Annotated in this window: 15 protein-coding genes; 1 reads left to right on the top strand and 14 read right to left on the bottom strand. The window is 36.2% G+C overall.

Annotated features, from left to right (window positions below; genetic code table 11):
- Positions 1-64: 64 nt before the first annotated feature.
- The 10 genes from asnS to KGF86_RS05865 all read right to left on the bottom strand — a co-directional run bounded on the left by asnS (position 65) and on the right by KGF86_RS05865 (position 11,331).
- Positions 65-1,357 (bottom strand): asparagine--tRNA ligase, encoded by a 1,293-nt coding sequence (asnS, locus tag KGF86_RS05910; RefSeq protein ID WP_186869763.1) that lies wholly within the window; start codon positions 1,355-1,357, stop codon positions 65-67.
- Between the two features lie 49 nt (positions 1,358-1,406).
- Entirely contained in the window at positions 1,407-2,588 is a 1,182-nt protein-coding gene (locus KGF86_RS05905) for a pyridoxal phosphate-dependent aminotransferase (RefSeq protein ID WP_186869764.1), read from the bottom strand.
- Between the two features lie 16 nt (positions 2,589-2,604).
- Positions 2,605-3,126 (bottom strand): cell wall elongation regulator TseB-like domain-containing protein, encoded by a 522-nt coding sequence (locus tag KGF86_RS05900; protein ID WP_186869765.1) that lies wholly within the window; start codon positions 3,124-3,126, stop codon positions 2,605-2,607.
- 369 nt (positions 3,127-3,495) lie between these two features.
- Positions 3,496-6,279 (bottom strand): ATP-dependent DNA helicase DinG, encoded by a 2,784-nt coding sequence (gene dinG, locus KGF86_RS05895; RefSeq protein WP_186869766.1) that lies wholly within the window; start codon positions 6,277-6,279, stop codon positions 3,496-3,498.
- A gap of 145 nt (positions 6,280-6,424) precedes the next feature.
- The gene (locus KGF86_RS05890) at positions 6,425-7,411 is read right to left on the bottom strand and encodes a biotin--[acetyl-CoA-carboxylase] ligase (protein WP_211741346.1); all 987 of its coding nucleotides are present in this window, start codon (positions 7,409-7,411) and stop codon (positions 6,425-6,427) included.
- Positions 7,387-8,589 (bottom strand): CCA tRNA nucleotidyltransferase, encoded by a 1,203-nt coding sequence (locus KGF86_RS05885; protein ID WP_186869768.1) that lies wholly within the window; start codon positions 8,587-8,589, stop codon positions 7,387-7,389. The genes KGF86_RS05890 and KGF86_RS05885 overlap by 25 nt, the downstream gene beginning before the upstream one ends.
- 22 nt (positions 8,590-8,611) lie before the next feature.
- Positions 8,612-9,736: an N-acetyl-alpha-D-glucosaminyl L-malate synthase BshA gene (bshA, locus tag KGF86_RS05880; protein WP_186869769.1), complete on the bottom strand. Its 1,125-nt coding sequence runs from the start codon at positions 9,734-9,736 to the stop codon at positions 8,612-8,614.
- Between the two features lie 2 nt (positions 9,737-9,738).
- A complete protein-coding gene (mgsA, locus tag KGF86_RS05875) occupies positions 9,739-10,149 on the bottom strand; it encodes a methylglyoxal synthase (RefSeq protein ID WP_186869770.1) in 411 nt (136 codons plus the stop codon).
- Between the two features lie 16 nt (positions 10,150-10,165).
- Positions 10,166-10,954, bottom strand: a complete 789-nt coding sequence (dapB, locus tag KGF86_RS05870) for a 4-hydroxy-tetrahydrodipicolinate reductase (protein ID WP_186869771.1) — start codon at positions 10,952-10,954, stop codon at positions 10,166-10,168.
- The gene (locus KGF86_RS05865; protein WP_186869772.1) at positions 10,951-11,331 is read right to left on the bottom strand and encodes a nucleotide pyrophosphohydrolase; all 381 of its coding nucleotides are present in this window, start codon (positions 11,329-11,331) and stop codon (positions 10,951-10,953) included. Before KGF86_RS05865 ends, dapB begins: the two co-directional genes overlap by 4 nt.
- A 132-nt stretch (positions 11,332-11,463) precedes the next feature.
- On the opposite strand from KGF86_RS05865, the gene KGF86_RS05860 reads away from it, so the two are divergent.
- Positions 11,464-12,336: a YitT family protein gene (locus tag KGF86_RS05860; RefSeq protein WP_211741345.1), complete on the top strand. Its 873-nt coding sequence runs from the start codon at positions 11,464-11,466 to the stop codon at positions 12,334-12,336.
- Positions 12,337-12,585: 249 nt separating this feature from the next.
- Here KGF86_RS05860 and KGF86_RS05855 read toward each other — a convergent pair whose 3' ends face one another.
- The 4 genes from KGF86_RS05855 to KGF86_RS05840 all read right to left on the bottom strand — a co-directional run bounded on the left by KGF86_RS05855 (position 12,586) and on the right by KGF86_RS05840 (position 15,088).
- Positions 12,586-13,269 (bottom strand): zinc metallopeptidase, encoded by a 684-nt coding sequence (locus tag KGF86_RS05855; RefSeq protein WP_211741344.1) that lies wholly within the window; start codon positions 13,267-13,269, stop codon positions 12,586-12,588.
- Positions 13,270-13,329: 60 nt separating this feature from the next.
- The gene (locus KGF86_RS05850) at positions 13,330-13,593 is read right to left on the bottom strand and encodes a sporulation protein YpjB (RefSeq protein WP_211741343.1); all 264 of its coding nucleotides are present in this window, start codon (positions 13,591-13,593) and stop codon (positions 13,330-13,332) included.
- A 62-nt stretch (positions 13,594-13,655) separates the two neighbouring features.
- Positions 13,656-14,231, bottom strand: coding sequence for a lipoprotein heptaprenylglyceryl N-acetyltransferase LhaT (gene lhaT / locus KGF86_RS05845; RefSeq protein WP_186869776.1), 576 nt, complete (start codon positions 14,229-14,231; stop codon positions 13,656-13,658).
- Positions 14,232-14,305: 74 nt separating this feature from the next.
- The gene (locus tag KGF86_RS05840; protein ID WP_186869777.1) at positions 14,306-15,088 is read right to left on the bottom strand and encodes a menaquinol-cytochrome c reductase cytochrome b/c subunit; all 783 of its coding nucleotides are present in this window, start codon (positions 15,086-15,088) and stop codon (positions 14,306-14,308) included.
- Positions 15,089-15,102: the final 14 nt, after the last annotated feature.

Below are 15,102 nucleotides of genomic sequence, written 5' to 3'. Positions count from 1 at the left end.
TAGCATGAATTGGATGTACATATAAATGTGGCTGTCCCTAATTGGAACAGCCACATTTAGTTTTTTATGGGTACAAACGATTTAACAATCTTGGGAATGGAATTGTTTCACGAACATGCTCTACTCCTGAAAGCCAAGCAACCGTACGCTCTAAACCTAAACCGAATCCAGAGTGTGGTACACTTCCGTATTGTCTTAATTCCAAGTACCATTTGTAAGCTGGCCCTGTTAAACCATGGTCTTCATAACGTTTTTTCATTAGCTCTAAATCATCAATTCGCTGCGATCCACCTATAATTTCACCGTATCCTTCTGGAGCAATTAAATCTGCGCAAAGAACAACTTCCTCACGATTTGGATCTGGTTTCATATAAAATGCTTTAATTTCTGCTGGATAATTCGTAATAAATACAGGTTTATCAAAGCTTTCTGCAATTGCAGTCTCATGAGGTGCACCGAAATCCTCACCCCACTCAATATCTGTAAAGCCCTTTTCCTTTAATAATGCAATCGCATCATCATAAGAAATCCGTGGGAATGGAGCTTTAACTTTTTCAAGCTTCGAAGTATCTCTCTCAAGAATATCTAACTCTAATTTACAGTTTTGCAATACAGATTGAACGATATGGCTAACATAATTTTCTTGGATTACTAGGCTTTCTTCATGGTCTACAAATGCCATTTCTGGTTCAATCATCCAGAATTCAATCAAATGACGACGAGTTTTAGACTTCTCTGCACGGAAAGTTGGTCCGAATGAGAATACTTTTCCAAAGGCCATTGCTGCAGCTTCCATATATAATTGTCCACTTTGAGATAGGTATGCATCTTCATCAAAGTATTTGGTATGGAATAATTCCGTTGTTCCCTCTGCAGAGGATCCTGTTAAGATTGGCGGGTCAATCTTGATATATCCGTTATCATTAAAGAATTCATATGTAGAACGAATAATTTCATTTCTTATTTTCATTACAGCATGTTGTCTTTTAGATCGTAACCATAGATGGCGATGATCCATTAAAAATTCTGTTCCATGCTCTTTCGGTGTGATAGGATAATCAACAGACTCATGAATTAATTCAATATCCGAAACTTGCATTTCATAACCAAATGGGGAGCGAGTATCTTCTACAATAGTACCAGTAACATAAATAGAAGATTCCTGTGTTAAGCTTTTTGCAAGCTGAAATGTTTCTTCACTAACATCACTTTTGGCAACAACAGCTTGCATAAAGCCTGTGCCATCACGTAATTGTAAGAATGCAATTTTACCACTAGAGCGCTTATTAGCAAGCCATGCTCCGATTGTTACTGATTTCCCCTCATGTTTGGGTACTTGTGCGATTGTTGTTTTCAACGAAATAACCTCCATTAGTAAAAAATTTGCTTCGTCATGTGAATATCTATTATTGATGTTTTTCTACAAATCGTTTAATTCGATGAGCAGCTTCAATTAATTGCTCTATTTCGATTGCATAAGATAAACGCATGTAATTAGGTGCTCCAAAGCCTGAACCAGGTACTACAGCAACCTTTTCCTCTTCCAGTAATGCTGTTACCCAGTCATCCACAGAATCAAAGCCATTTAATTTAGCAGACCCGGATACATTTGGAAATAAATAGAATGCTCCCTGAGGCTTTTTACAGGTCACACCAGGAATAGTAACGATTAAATCATATAACGCATCGAGTCTTTCTGCAAACACTTTACGCATTTCAATAGTTGGATCCTCTTTTGCTTGATATGCTGCTAACGAAGCATATTGTGTAATTGAAGTTGGATTAGATGTTGAATGCGATGCTAAATTAGTCATTGCCTTTATAATTACTTCTGGACCTGCAGCATAGCCGATTCTCCATCCAGTCATCGCATGTGATTTCGATAGGCCATTAATCACGATGGTCTGCGCTTTTAATGCAGAAGAAAGTTGTGCAATAGATACATGCTTATCTTCTGTGTAGATTAATTTTTCATAAATTTCATCAGAAATGATAACAATATTATGCTTTAAGCAGATTTCTCCTAACGCTTTTAGCTCATCTTCACTATACATCATCCCTGTTGGATTACTAGGAGAATTTATAATGACGGCTTTTGCACGATCCGATATTGCTGCTTCCAATTGTTCTGGTGTAATTTTAAAATCATTTTCTTCCAAGCCATCTACAATAACGGGTTTCCCGCCAGCTAGTTTAATTTGTTCTGGATAGCTTACCCAGTACGGCGCTGGAACAATTACTTCATCACCTTCATTTAAAATCACTTGAAAAAGCGTATATAAAGCATGCTTAGCACCTGAAGTTACAATGATCTCATTCATTTGATAATCAAGCTCGTTATCCTGTTTTAACTTCTTCATAATAGCTTGCTTTAATTCATTAATACCACCAGCAGGTGTGTACTTCGTCATGCCTTGATCCATTGCATCTTTTGCAGCTTGAATAATATATGCTGGTGTATTAAAATCTGGTTCACCTGCACCAAGTCCTATAACGTCAAAACCATTATTTTTTAATTCCCTCGCCTTTGCTGTAATAGCTAGGGTTGACGATGGGGTTAATGTTTTTACTCTGTTTGCAATCTCCATTTTGCAATTCCCTCACTTAATCGAACATTTTTTTAAAGCGAAATTCTTCATACTTTGAGCCATCAAACATAGACACATAATCCATCACATATCGTCCCGCTTCATCGTAGTAGGTAATCTCCCATAATGGATTATGATCGGTAATTGCCGGAACAATTTTAATGAACACACAATTTGTACATGTTTGTTGCCAACTTTGACGAATGGATTCAACTGGAATAATCTCATCCTCATTAATGGTGGTTAATTTATCCTCTTCATCATCAGGAACAAACACCATTAAACTTCCATTATCTTCAGTAGTACCAGTGACGATATAATGGAGTGTATCCCCGTGGTATCGCATCGTTTCCACTACTTCTATTACTTCTGTTTCCTCGATTACTCGTTTTTCAGCATTTTCAAACCCATTCGTTTTACTTTTTTCTATATTGTTATATAAAACCGATAAAAAGATAAGAATAGCAACAACAACAATGATCAATGCGAATATAACCCATTTTGTCCAGGAGGGGGCATTTATATTATTTCTTCGCATACGTTACCTACGTTTGTTACTACCTTCAAATTTCTAATACTTGGCTGATTCCTTTTGTTTCTTCCCATATCATTTACCCTCCAAATTCCTATACCTATCAAATTGCTTCTATTCTTATCAATTATTACTAATCATAGTTGCTTATATGCTGCTAATACTATAATTACGTTGAACTTAAATAAGATGAAACACATCCATTATACCAAGCATTTCCCGATTTTTGTTTTGATTTTATTTATTTCAACCAAAAAACTTCTAAACTCCATACCATCTCATTGAACTGATGCACCCCGCATCAGTTTTTTTATGTCAAAACAGTATTACAGAATGAAGAACAACGTGATACCATACCGTATTGAAAATTAATGGTTAAAACCATTCTCTTGCTTTTTTCATTAACTCGGTTGTTGAATCAAAGGCAATCGGTACTTTTGGAATGGATTCTGTGAAATACTTTCCATAAGACGATCTAATCATTCTCGCATCACACACAAATACAATCCCTCTATCATTATTAGAACGAATAAGCCTTCCGAACCCTTGTCTAAAACGGATAACGGCATTTGGAAGTGCTAAATCATAAAATGCATTTCCACCAGTTTTCTTCATATCTTGCGCTTTTGCCTCATATACAGGGTGATTAGGAGGTTGAAATGGCAATCTTACTATCATTAAACACGATAGATCATCACCTGGAATATCGACACCCTCCCAAAATGAACTTGTTCCTAGTAGGATTGATTGATCAAATGTTTGGAAGTTCTTTTTTAATCTTTCTCTACTACCACTTGAAATACCTTGGGCAATGAGTACAAACTTTTCATTTTCCATGGATTCTTTAATTAAATAATACGATTTTTTAAGCATATCATACGATGTGAATAGTACCAGCATCCTACCACTGGTGATTTCTGCAAGGGATAGGATAGCCTCACAAGTTGCCATAACAAAATCGTCCGAATTACTATAATTCCACTCTGGAAAATCGTTCGGTACCATCACACGTACTTGATCTTCATAAGAAAAAGGTGAGGGTAATTTTTTCGAATAAAGCCGATTATTTGGTATTCCTAGCCGTTTTTGAATGAAACTAAACGAATTTTTCATCGTTAAAGTAGCACTGGTTAAAATAACACTTTCTTTTACAGCAAAAAATTGTTCTTGAAGCACAGAGGATACATTAACTGGTTCACTATATAAATAAACCGCATTTTTAGCACCATATGCTTCAATTTCTATCCATTTCACGGCAACAGAATCATTATCAAGTAAGAATAATTGTTCTATCCCATCAATAAAGGATTGAAGTAATTCAATACGATGCTCTGTTTCATCCTTTGCTTCTTTATCAGTCAATTGTTGGCTTATGATAGTAAGGTAATGGATTAAATCCCGAATGTAAAAGATAACCCTTGTAGCCATCTCTATAATTGGATTCCATCTCGCTTCTTTCTCTTTTCTTTCTTCATACCGATACTGAATTCGGCCGACATCACTTAAGACCTTCTTCGTTCCCTCTAGGTGTAACACATATTGAAATATTGAACGGAATAAATCGTCTAATTCATACTTGGTTAAGCTTACCAAATCATTCCAGCGTTCAGAGGAAACGGCTTCTTTGATCTGTACATGATTAGTGGCAAGCTTATCTATCCATTTCCCTTCTCCAAAGGTTCCGATTTGGTTGATTACATGTTGCATATTAACATAATCAAGCTTTAAACCATAGTGTTTTGAAGCGGTCTCCTCTAAGTGATGTGCCTCATCAATGATAACTTTATCGTATTTTGGTAAAAACTGATACTCATTAAATATATCGGTACATAATAATGCATGATTCGTAATAATAATATCTGCTAATTGTGCTTTTCTCCGTGCTTTCTGGTAGTAGGAATATTTAAACCATGGTGAAGAAGGATCCGCTTGTCCTTCCGTATCAGCAGAGATTCGTCTATAAAATAGTTGGCCATGGGAAGGCAAGTGTAATTCATCTATATCACCTGTTTCGGTTTCCAATAACCAGACGAGAATCATTGCTTTCGTTAAGGCAATATCATAATTATCCTGCTCAGCGGAATACAATTCATGAATGAATTTTTCAATACTAAGATAATGCTGCTTTCCTTTTAATAACGCCACTTTAAATGGAAATGATATTAGCTTTTTTACTAAAGGAATTTCTTTTTCTAATAGCTGTGATTGAAGCTGTGTCGTATACGTACTAATTACGATTTTTTTATTTGTTTTTACCGCTTCATAAATAGCTGGTATCAAATATGCTAATGACTTTCCTGTACCGGTCTCCGCTTCAATTAGAGCGTGTTTTTTTCCCTGGAATGAATCATAAATGTCCTCAGACATGATTCGTTGTCCATCTCGTTTTTCGTACTGTTTAATCGCTGATTCCATCGAACCGTTCTCTTCATAGATAGAATCTAAATACTCGCCATAGGAAGTCGCGATCATTACCTTTTCACGCTTCTTAGGGGTATTATTAAGAAAAGCAAGTCCCTTATAACTAATATAATCCGTTTCCTCAGTCTCAAAGGCAACTAGTTCCATTTGTTTGTTTAGAATGTCATATAAATCGGACTTTAATGATTTTTCGATTTTTAAAAGATGCTGTAATGTTTCATATGGTAAGGTAGATATCTTTTCCTTTAAGATAAGGAAAAGCTTTGCTGTTACATAAGCATCTGATAAGGCACGATGAGGATTATCATGTTTAATCTTTAAATAATCCGCCAACTGCCCTAACTTAAAGCCAGGTGCCTGTGGAAACAGTATTCTAGTTAATTCCACCGTATCCAGTACAGGATTTCGTAATCTAGGTTTACCAATAGACGTTAGTTCTGAATTTAAGAATCCCATATCAAATGGAACATTATGAGCGATTAGGTAGCTGTTTTCTAGTAAGGTCGTTATCGTATCCGCCATTTCTGTAAAAGATGGTGCATCTTTTACATCTTCATCTTTAATTCCCGTTAACTTCGTAATAAAGGGTGGTATCGATTTTTCTGGGTACAACATCGTTGAAAATTCATCCGTAATTCGATCATCTTCTATTACAACGATACCCACTTCGATAATTTTATCTTGGTTTGCACTAGAATTTCCTGTTGTTTCTAAATCCAAGACAACAAATCGATTCATTCCCTCACCACCTTTATGTGTCATTTAATATAATGTACTTCATTGTATCGTTTAAACTTTATTCCTTTTTTTCTTCATCACAAGTTGAAGAGGTATCTCAGGTTAAAAGGATAACCTACCTAAGAGACACCTCCCCTACCATTCCTTATGTATTACCAAACCAATCAATTTCTCCGGAATATACCTTCTTAATCGTGCCATCCTCATACTTCGCTAATAATGCCCCGTCCTCGGCAATTCCTGTTAATACTGCTCTTTGAACATCATGAAACGTCTTAATGCTAGTAACCTCTCCGATTCGATAACCATAGCTTTCCCACTTTTCCTTAATTACCGAAAATCCTTTATCGAGGAAATCTTCATACGTCTTTTCGAAGTATAGTAATATTTGTTGAATTAATTCTGTCATATTCCATGACTTACCAGTTTCTATCTTTAAAGATGTTGCTTTCGATTGAATATCTTCAGCAAGGTCATCCGGTTCGTGATTCACATTAATTCCGATTCCAATAACCACATATTGGATACGGTCTTGTTCTGCTTGCATCTCCGTTAGAATACCTGAAGTTTTTTTATCCTGTAATAAAATATCATTTGGCCATTTAATTTTTGGATTAATCTTCAATTCTTTCTTCAATACGTCGGCTAATACGGTTGCCGTGAGTAAGGTCAATTGAGGAGCTAAATATGGTGGGATAGATGGCCTTAGAATAATACTCATCCATATCCCTTTGTTCTTCGAGCTATACCATGCACGGCTTAATCTTCCCTTACCAGCAGTTTGTTCATCTGCAATAACGACTGTCCCATGATCTGCATGATTCGTAGCCAAATCATGCGCAATATGCTGGGTAGAGGTAGTGGATTCCTTATGAATAATTGATTTGCCTAACCAGTTTGTGTTTAATCCCCATTGTACGGTATTTTCACTTACTTTATTTGGTGATTGAAGAATTCGATAGCCTCTGTTTCGAATCCCCTCGATAACATAGCCATCTTTTTCTAATTCCTTAATATGCTTCCAAATTGCACTGCGAGAAATTTGGAGCTGATTTGAAATCTCTTGTCCAGATATATAGCTATCCTGGTTACTGGATAATAAATTAATTATTTTTGCTCGGGTGGATTCCATTTTAGCCAATCCTTTAATATCATATTGTTGTTTTGTAATTCTCCTAGAACAACTAACCTTTCTAGTTTTACCAGTTTGTCCTGAATCCAGGGTCCTTTTGGAACAGCAGGAAATAATTTTATTATATCATTTCCATTGATATTTAGGTCTTTTTTTGATGTAAGGTTTAATTGTTTTTTTAATCTGTAAAGTTCGTCCTTGTCTATCTTAGTTGGGAACATAATCTCCGTAATTCGATAGAACGCGTTGTAATAATCTGGTAGGAGTTGATATACTAACCAATTATCCAAGCCGTTAGCTTTATAATAATCAACTGCTTGGTTCAATTGGAAGGCTTCTCTTAGAATTTTATTAGAACATTTCCATTCCTTGCCAATAATTCTTATGTCTAATTCAGGCTCCATCTGATGAATGAGACAGAGCACTTCAGCTAATGTATGCAATGGTTGAATAATAGGGACAAGCTTGGCAATTAGATGATAATCTTTCAGAACTGGAAGCTCTTGGTCTATCCTTAATTCTACCATATAGGATAGTGCGGTCTTGACATCCTTACCAGCAAATAATTTCTGTAACTCCACGGTTATCCGCTCAACAGCAAGTCCCGTTATCGATTGCCTCGTAGCCATAATTGCTTTTAAAGTGTTTTCTTCTATTTGGAATCCTAGTTGACTGGAAAAGCGAATTGCTCGTAGAATCCGAAGCGGATCTTCTTGAAATCGATCATGGCCATTGCCCACAGCTCGAATTAATGCTTTCTCAATATCTTCTCGACCATGAAACAGATCAATTATATAACCATGCTTGTTCATGGCAAGGGCATTAATGGTAAAGTCTCTTCTCGCTAAATCCTCGTCAATCTTATCAATAAATTGTACAGAATCAGGATGGCGCTGGTCTGAGTACTCTCCTTCCACTCGAAAGGTAGTTACCTCATACGAAATACCACGATGTCTTACGATGACTGTTCCATGCTGAATTCCTACAGGGATTACTTCATCAAAAATAGCCTGCACCTCAAAAGGCTTTGCAGAGGTTGTAATATCAACATCACCAATTGGTCGTTTTAATAAAAAATCTCTAACACAGCCACCAACAAAAAATGCCTGGTGACCTGCTTCTTCTATCGTTTCAATAATAGCTAACGCTTCTCGAAAAGGCTCTGTTAGTTCCTTCATTATTCCTAAACACCTCTATTTACTAATTCGATAATAATTTATGATATAAGTCCATGTACTGGTTTAATATAATAGATGAATGGAAATGATTCCGAACACGTTCAAGAGCTGTTTCAGAAAAACGCTTTAGTAATGACTCATCAGTTAGTAACTGCTTGGCATAGTAAGCTGCTGTTTCGACGTCGCCTAATTCCACAATATATCCTGTTTCATCGTGAACAATAACCTCTGGTATCCCACCAACATTCGTACCAATACAAGCTACTTCGCAAGCCATTGCTTCTAATAATACTAATCCAAAACTTTCTTTTTCTGAAAGTAATAAATTCAAATCTGCTATCGATAATAAATCACTTATATTTTTTTGTTTGCCTAGGAATAACACATCATCCTGAATACCTAATCTAGTCACCAGATTAAATGTATTAGTATATTCCGGACCATCTCCGACTAGCAGTAACTTCGCTTTCATACCATCTCTTATTCGCTTAAATGTGTTGACAGTATCCTCTAGGCGCTTTACTTTTCGAAAGTTTGAAATATGTATAATTACCTTATCATCTTCCTGTATACCATATTGTGCCTTAATTTCTTCTAAATCTCGCTTATAGTACTCTTCCTCGTTAACAAAATTGTAAATCACGGAAATTTCTTTATCTGTTTCGATCATATGTTTTGTCTGATTAGCTAAATCCTTGGATACTGCTGTTACAGCATCAGAATTTTCAATTCCATATTTAATCATCCGCTTAAATGTATTATCAATCCCTAATACCGTTATATCTGTTCCATGTAATGTTGTAACTATTTTCACATCACGTTTAGCCATATCCCGTGCTAAAATAGCACACACTGCATGTGGCATGGCATAATGAACGTGTAGAATATCTAGTTCTTCACGATCAATCACTTCAGCCATTTTGGTAGCTAAAGCCAAGTCATATGGAGGATATTGAAATACTGGATAATGACCAACTTCTACCTCATGATAATAAATATTGGGAATTACTCGGTTTAAACGAAAAGGTAGACTAGACGTTATAAAATGTATTTCATGCCCCTGCTCGGCAAGGAGCATCCCTAATTCTGTAGCAATCACACCTGATCCACCCACTGATGGATAACAGGTTATTCCTATTTTTTTCATCTTCAATATTCCTTTTTCCCTTTCATTATCTTTCTCCAGTCAAGACTACCATGCTCTAATCCATGTATAAATATTTCAGCCGAACTTATGTTCGTTGCAAGTGGAATTTGATGTACATCACAAAGCCTTATAAGTGCACTTACATCTGGTTCATGAGGCTGAGCGGTTAAAGGATCACGGAAGAATATAACCATATCCATCTCATTATTCGCAATCATGGCTCCAATTTGTTGATCGCCACCTAATGGCCCAGATAGAAAACGATGAATGGCTAAGCCCGTTTCCTCGGTAATTAACTTTCCAGTAGTCCCTGTTGCAAATAATTGATGCTTTTCTAACACGTGTTTGTAAGCTAAAGCAAAATTAATAATGGTTTGTTTCTTCTTATCATGAGCTATTAATGCAATATTCATAAACTACCTCCATTTATTAATCCAAATCTAGGACATTTTCCAAACCATAGACTAGTTCGTCAATGTGAAACACCTGATTTACGGATAATTTAATTCCTTCCATAAAGGACTTTCTATTCATTGAATCATGTTTAATCGTTAATGTTTGGCCCTCTCCTCCAAAAATAACCTCCTGGTGTGCGACGAGCCCTGGTAACCGTAAACTATGTATGTGGATGCCATCATCCTGTGCTCCTCTTGCCCCTTTCAGTACCTCTACTTCATCAGGGTGGCCTTGTGCTTTACTCTCACGTACCGTTTTTATCATTTCAGCAGTTTTTATTGCTGTTCCAGATGGCGCATCAACCTTTTGATTATGATGTTTTTCGATAATTTCGATGTCTGGAAAATATCTCGCTGCTATTTTGGAAAAATGCATCATAAGTATAGCTCCTATTGCAAAGTTGGGCGCGATAATTATGCCAGTTTTATTCTCTTTTGCTACTAGTTTCATCTCTACTAGTTGCTCGTTGGTAAATCCAGTCGTACCCACTACACAGCGTATATTTTGCTGTAAAGCGATAAGAATATGATGATAGCTTGCTTCAGCAACCGTAAGATCTATTAATACATCTACTTCCGTTGCATAGAAGCACTCCTCTGGATTTTGATATACCGGAATAGCCTTCTCAGCTAGTGATGATATAGAAGATGCTTTATGATCAATGCAAGCAACTAGATTAAAGCTTGGCTCTGCTAATACCATTTGTACTGCCTCAGACCCCATACGCCCACGAGGACCAGCAATAACTATATTTTTCCTCATTCTCGCCCCTCCTGTTGCAATTCCTTCTTCGTCCATCTATCCTTATCTCTCGTTTCGAATTTCGTCATCGATCGGTTAAAAGCGTCCGACAGGTCAATATCTAATGAATTAGCCATACATGCAATAACGAATAAGATGTCACCTAATTCATCTTCCACTGTATTTTCTTTCTCAGTAGATTTCTTCGGCTTCTCCCCGTAATAATGATTCATTTCCCGAGCGAGTTCTCCTACCTCTTCCGTTAATCTAGCCATTAAAGCTAAAGGTGAAAAATAACCCTCTTTAAATTGACTAATGTATTGATCAACTCTTTTTTGCATTTCTTTTGTAGTAATATCTGAAGTACGAATAATAATCTGCCCCTTTTCGAGTAGCATTTTCTTTAATGTTAGCGAATCCGATAGTTTTTGACAAATTATTTAGCACGGGAAAGCATTGTTCTAACCATTTAAATTGATTATAATAGAAAAAGTGTTCTATCGTATCATTTTATAAATGGAGGTGCAACAATGATTTTCGGCTTAAAAATTAAAAATATCCTTTTCATCTTAATTGGTGCTGCTATTTTTTCTTTTGGAATCGTTCACTTTAATATGCAGCATAACCTTGGTGAAGGTGGTTTTACTGGTATTACCTTAATCTTATATTTCGCTTTCAAATGGGATCCAGCTATTACGAATATCGTTCTGAACATTCCAATCCTCCTTATTGGTTGGAAATTTCTCGGTCGAAATACACTTTTTTACACAATCATTGGGACTTTATCTGTTTCTTTATTCTTAAGCATTTTCCAGCTTTATGAATATGAAATTCATTTAGAACAAGATATGTTTCTTGTTGCGTTATTTGCCGGTGTATTTATCGGAGTAGGACTAGGAATTGTATTTCGATATGGAGGAACTACTGGTGGTGTAGATATTATTGCAAGAATTGTACATAAATATATAGGTTGGAGCATGGGGAAAACCATGTTTATTTTTGACTTTGTCGTAATCGTTACCTCCATTTTTACCATTCTTGAACTTGACCAAGGAATGTACACATTAGTTGCTGTATATGTAGGTGCACGAGTCATTGATTTCATACAGGAAGGTGCCTACTCAGCTCGCGGAGCAACTATTATCTCCTCTAAGAGTGATGTGATTGCAAAGAAAATCATGAACGATATGGACCGTGGCGTAACCGTTCTAGATGGACGTGGAAGCTTCACAGGAGAAAAAAGAGATGTATTATATTGTGTTGTCGGTAGGAATGAAATTGTAAAATTAAAGAGCATTATTAATGCAATTGATCCGCAAGCCTTCGTTGCAGTCGGCACTGTCCACGATGTCTTGGGGGAAGGATTCACATTAGACGAAAACAAAAATCCAATTAATGATTAAGTGAATCTAGTTGTATAACGAAGATATAATTGGATATTACTCTGTGGCATTACACAGTGAAAAACCTGTGATAACGGAAAAACCAATAGAGGGGAGAGCATGATGTACACGCTCCCCCCTGCAAAAAGTCTTTCCTTTTACAAAAAGCAAACAATTTATAATAAAAATCCGTACGAATGTGAACTCTAATGATAGTCAACATGATCCGGATTTTTTAATTTTATTCCCTATATTTATCTAATGAATTGTTTAATCTTGGTTACTTGCTACAATCATTAAAATAAAACGGATTAATTCCGCAACTGCTACTACTGCAGCAGCTACATATGTCATAGCAGCAGCATTTAATACCTTCTTCGTATCACGTTCCTCATTATTTCGAATGACACCAGTAGATACTAACTGCGCCATTGCTCGATTAGAGGCATCGAATTCCACCGGTAATGTTACTAATTGGAATAACACCGCAGCAGCAAAGAAAACAACCCCAATCACGGCAAGCTCTGTCATACCAATTATAAAACCTGCAATGATTAAAAATATTGATATATTAGAGCCAAAGTTTGCTACCGGTACTAAAGCACTTCTAAATCGTAAAAATGCATAGGATTCTGCATCCTGAATGGCATGTCCTACTTCGTGAGCAGCAACAGCAGATGAAGCCATGGATTGTCCGTGATAAATACCACTTGAAAGAAAAACAGCTTTTTTCCTTGGGTCATAATGATCTGTTAGTGTTCCTTTTGTCTCATGAATTTCAACATCATAAAGTCCATTATCATTGAGAATTTTACGTGCCACTTGAGCACCTGTCATCATAGATGATGTAGCTACTTTAGAGTATTTATTATACGTACTTTTTACCTTTGATTGTGCCCAAAGTGGGATAATCATAAGAAGTACTATATAGATTAAATAGGTTCCAAGAGTCATGGTACATTCCTCCATTATGTTAATGTGTCTCTATAGTCAATTTTAGTCAAATAGTCAGATTTAGTCAATTAATTTGTCGTTATCTCTATGCTGCTTATCCTTCTTCTCACCATGATATTTTCTCCAACTAACATAAGATAATGTACATACTATAGATCCGCCAACAATTAGCAGTAACCAATAAAAGGGCAAAAGATTATCCTCTCTCTTTTCTTCTTTCATGTTGGCAAGTATAACATCACTCCAAAGCAATTCCATCAGAATAAAAAAAACTATCCCTATGATAATCCAAATCAAGATTTTTATAGATCGTTTCTTTTTCATAGAGATCACCCTTTTCAATGAGTATCTCTATAAATGTATGACATTCCATTAGCTGTTATAACTTACAGGCTTGGCTTATCTTTAATGGTTAACTTGTAAGCAATCCATATGGATACAATACTGAGCCAAAATGTAAAATAGCCTATTTTATCCATATACGCGGTTAGTGTAGAATAAATTGGCATCATTCCAAATACATAGTCAATTACATCATTATGTAAAGTCCAAATAGCTGCAATGACAATATGTATGAGCCTTATTTTGTAATAGGGAGCATATAGTAATCCTTGGATTGCCATGGCTGCATGAGATACCATTAACATATAACCACTAGGAGCTAATTCCCCATTTAGCCACAACGTTAATACGTTCATCACAACAGCCCAGATTCCATATTTAAACAAAGTGATAATAGCCAAAGCTTCAATCAAAGGAAAATGCTTTCTAAAAATAAAAAACAACAAAAATATCGTAAAGAATAAGCTTGCAGTCGGACTATCTGGTACAAATATAAGGAAAATTGTTGGTGTAATTGCTAGCTGAGAGCGATACCAATAAAACCCATAGATTGTGCCAATTAAATTAATGATAAATAATAGAACAAGGAAGCGCTTATCTAGCAATATCGCTTTTAACATGTAAATATACTTCTCCTCCTTAAAAAATGAAAAGCACCTTTACCATGTTGGCAAAGGTGCTTTTCTAACATTGATTATTCTGCCGCCTGCTCATTGACTGAAATTATAAAATCAACCAATTGTTCAAGCTCTTCTTCCGTACCAGTAAACATATTAGCAGGCATGCTACCAATACCTTCTTTTGCAATAGTAGCAATTTCTTCTGCAGTATGTTCAGTACCAATAAGCGCTGGTGCTGCAGAACTACCTTGTAATGCATCACCATGACACTGTAAACAGCTCGTTTCATAAGCAGCAAAGCCCTCATGTGACGTATCTATTTCAACTTCAGTTGGTGGAATTGGTTTATTCATTTCTGCACGCTCTTCCCAATTAACATGAGATGCAGAAGTATATGTTAACCATACTACAGATACTAAAGCAAGTAACATCATAATAACAGCTATTGGCCGTTGATGTGGTCTACGTCCAGGACCATTATCTAAGAATGGTGCTAGAAGGAGCGCTCCGAATGCAAGACCAGGTAACCCAATCATACCAAGTAATACATACGGTCCACTAGCGAATTCATATTTAAGTAATTCATACAAGAACAAGAAGTACCAGTCTGGTAAAGGTATATATGCTGCATTCGTTGGATCAGCCATTCCTTCTAGTGGAGATGGATGTGCTAATGTAAGACATAAAAATCCAACTAAAAATACTGCACCTACTAACCACTCTTTTAATAAGAAGTTGGGCCAAAAAGCTTCTGTTCTTCCAGGATACTCAGAATAATCTTTAGGTATTTGTGATGCTTTACGCTCTGCCGGTACACGAGAATCTCCGACAAATTTCATTCCTTTTCCCTTATGCATAGCCTTCCCCTCCT

Source organism: Ornithinibacillus massiliensis, from assembly GCF_018310345.1.
Lineage (GTDB): Bacteria > Bacillota > Bacilli > Bacillales > Amphibacillaceae > Ornithinibacillus > Ornithinibacillus massiliensis.
Note: the sequence above shows the minus strand (reverse complement) of the source record. Positions and strands in the feature narration are given on the sequence as shown.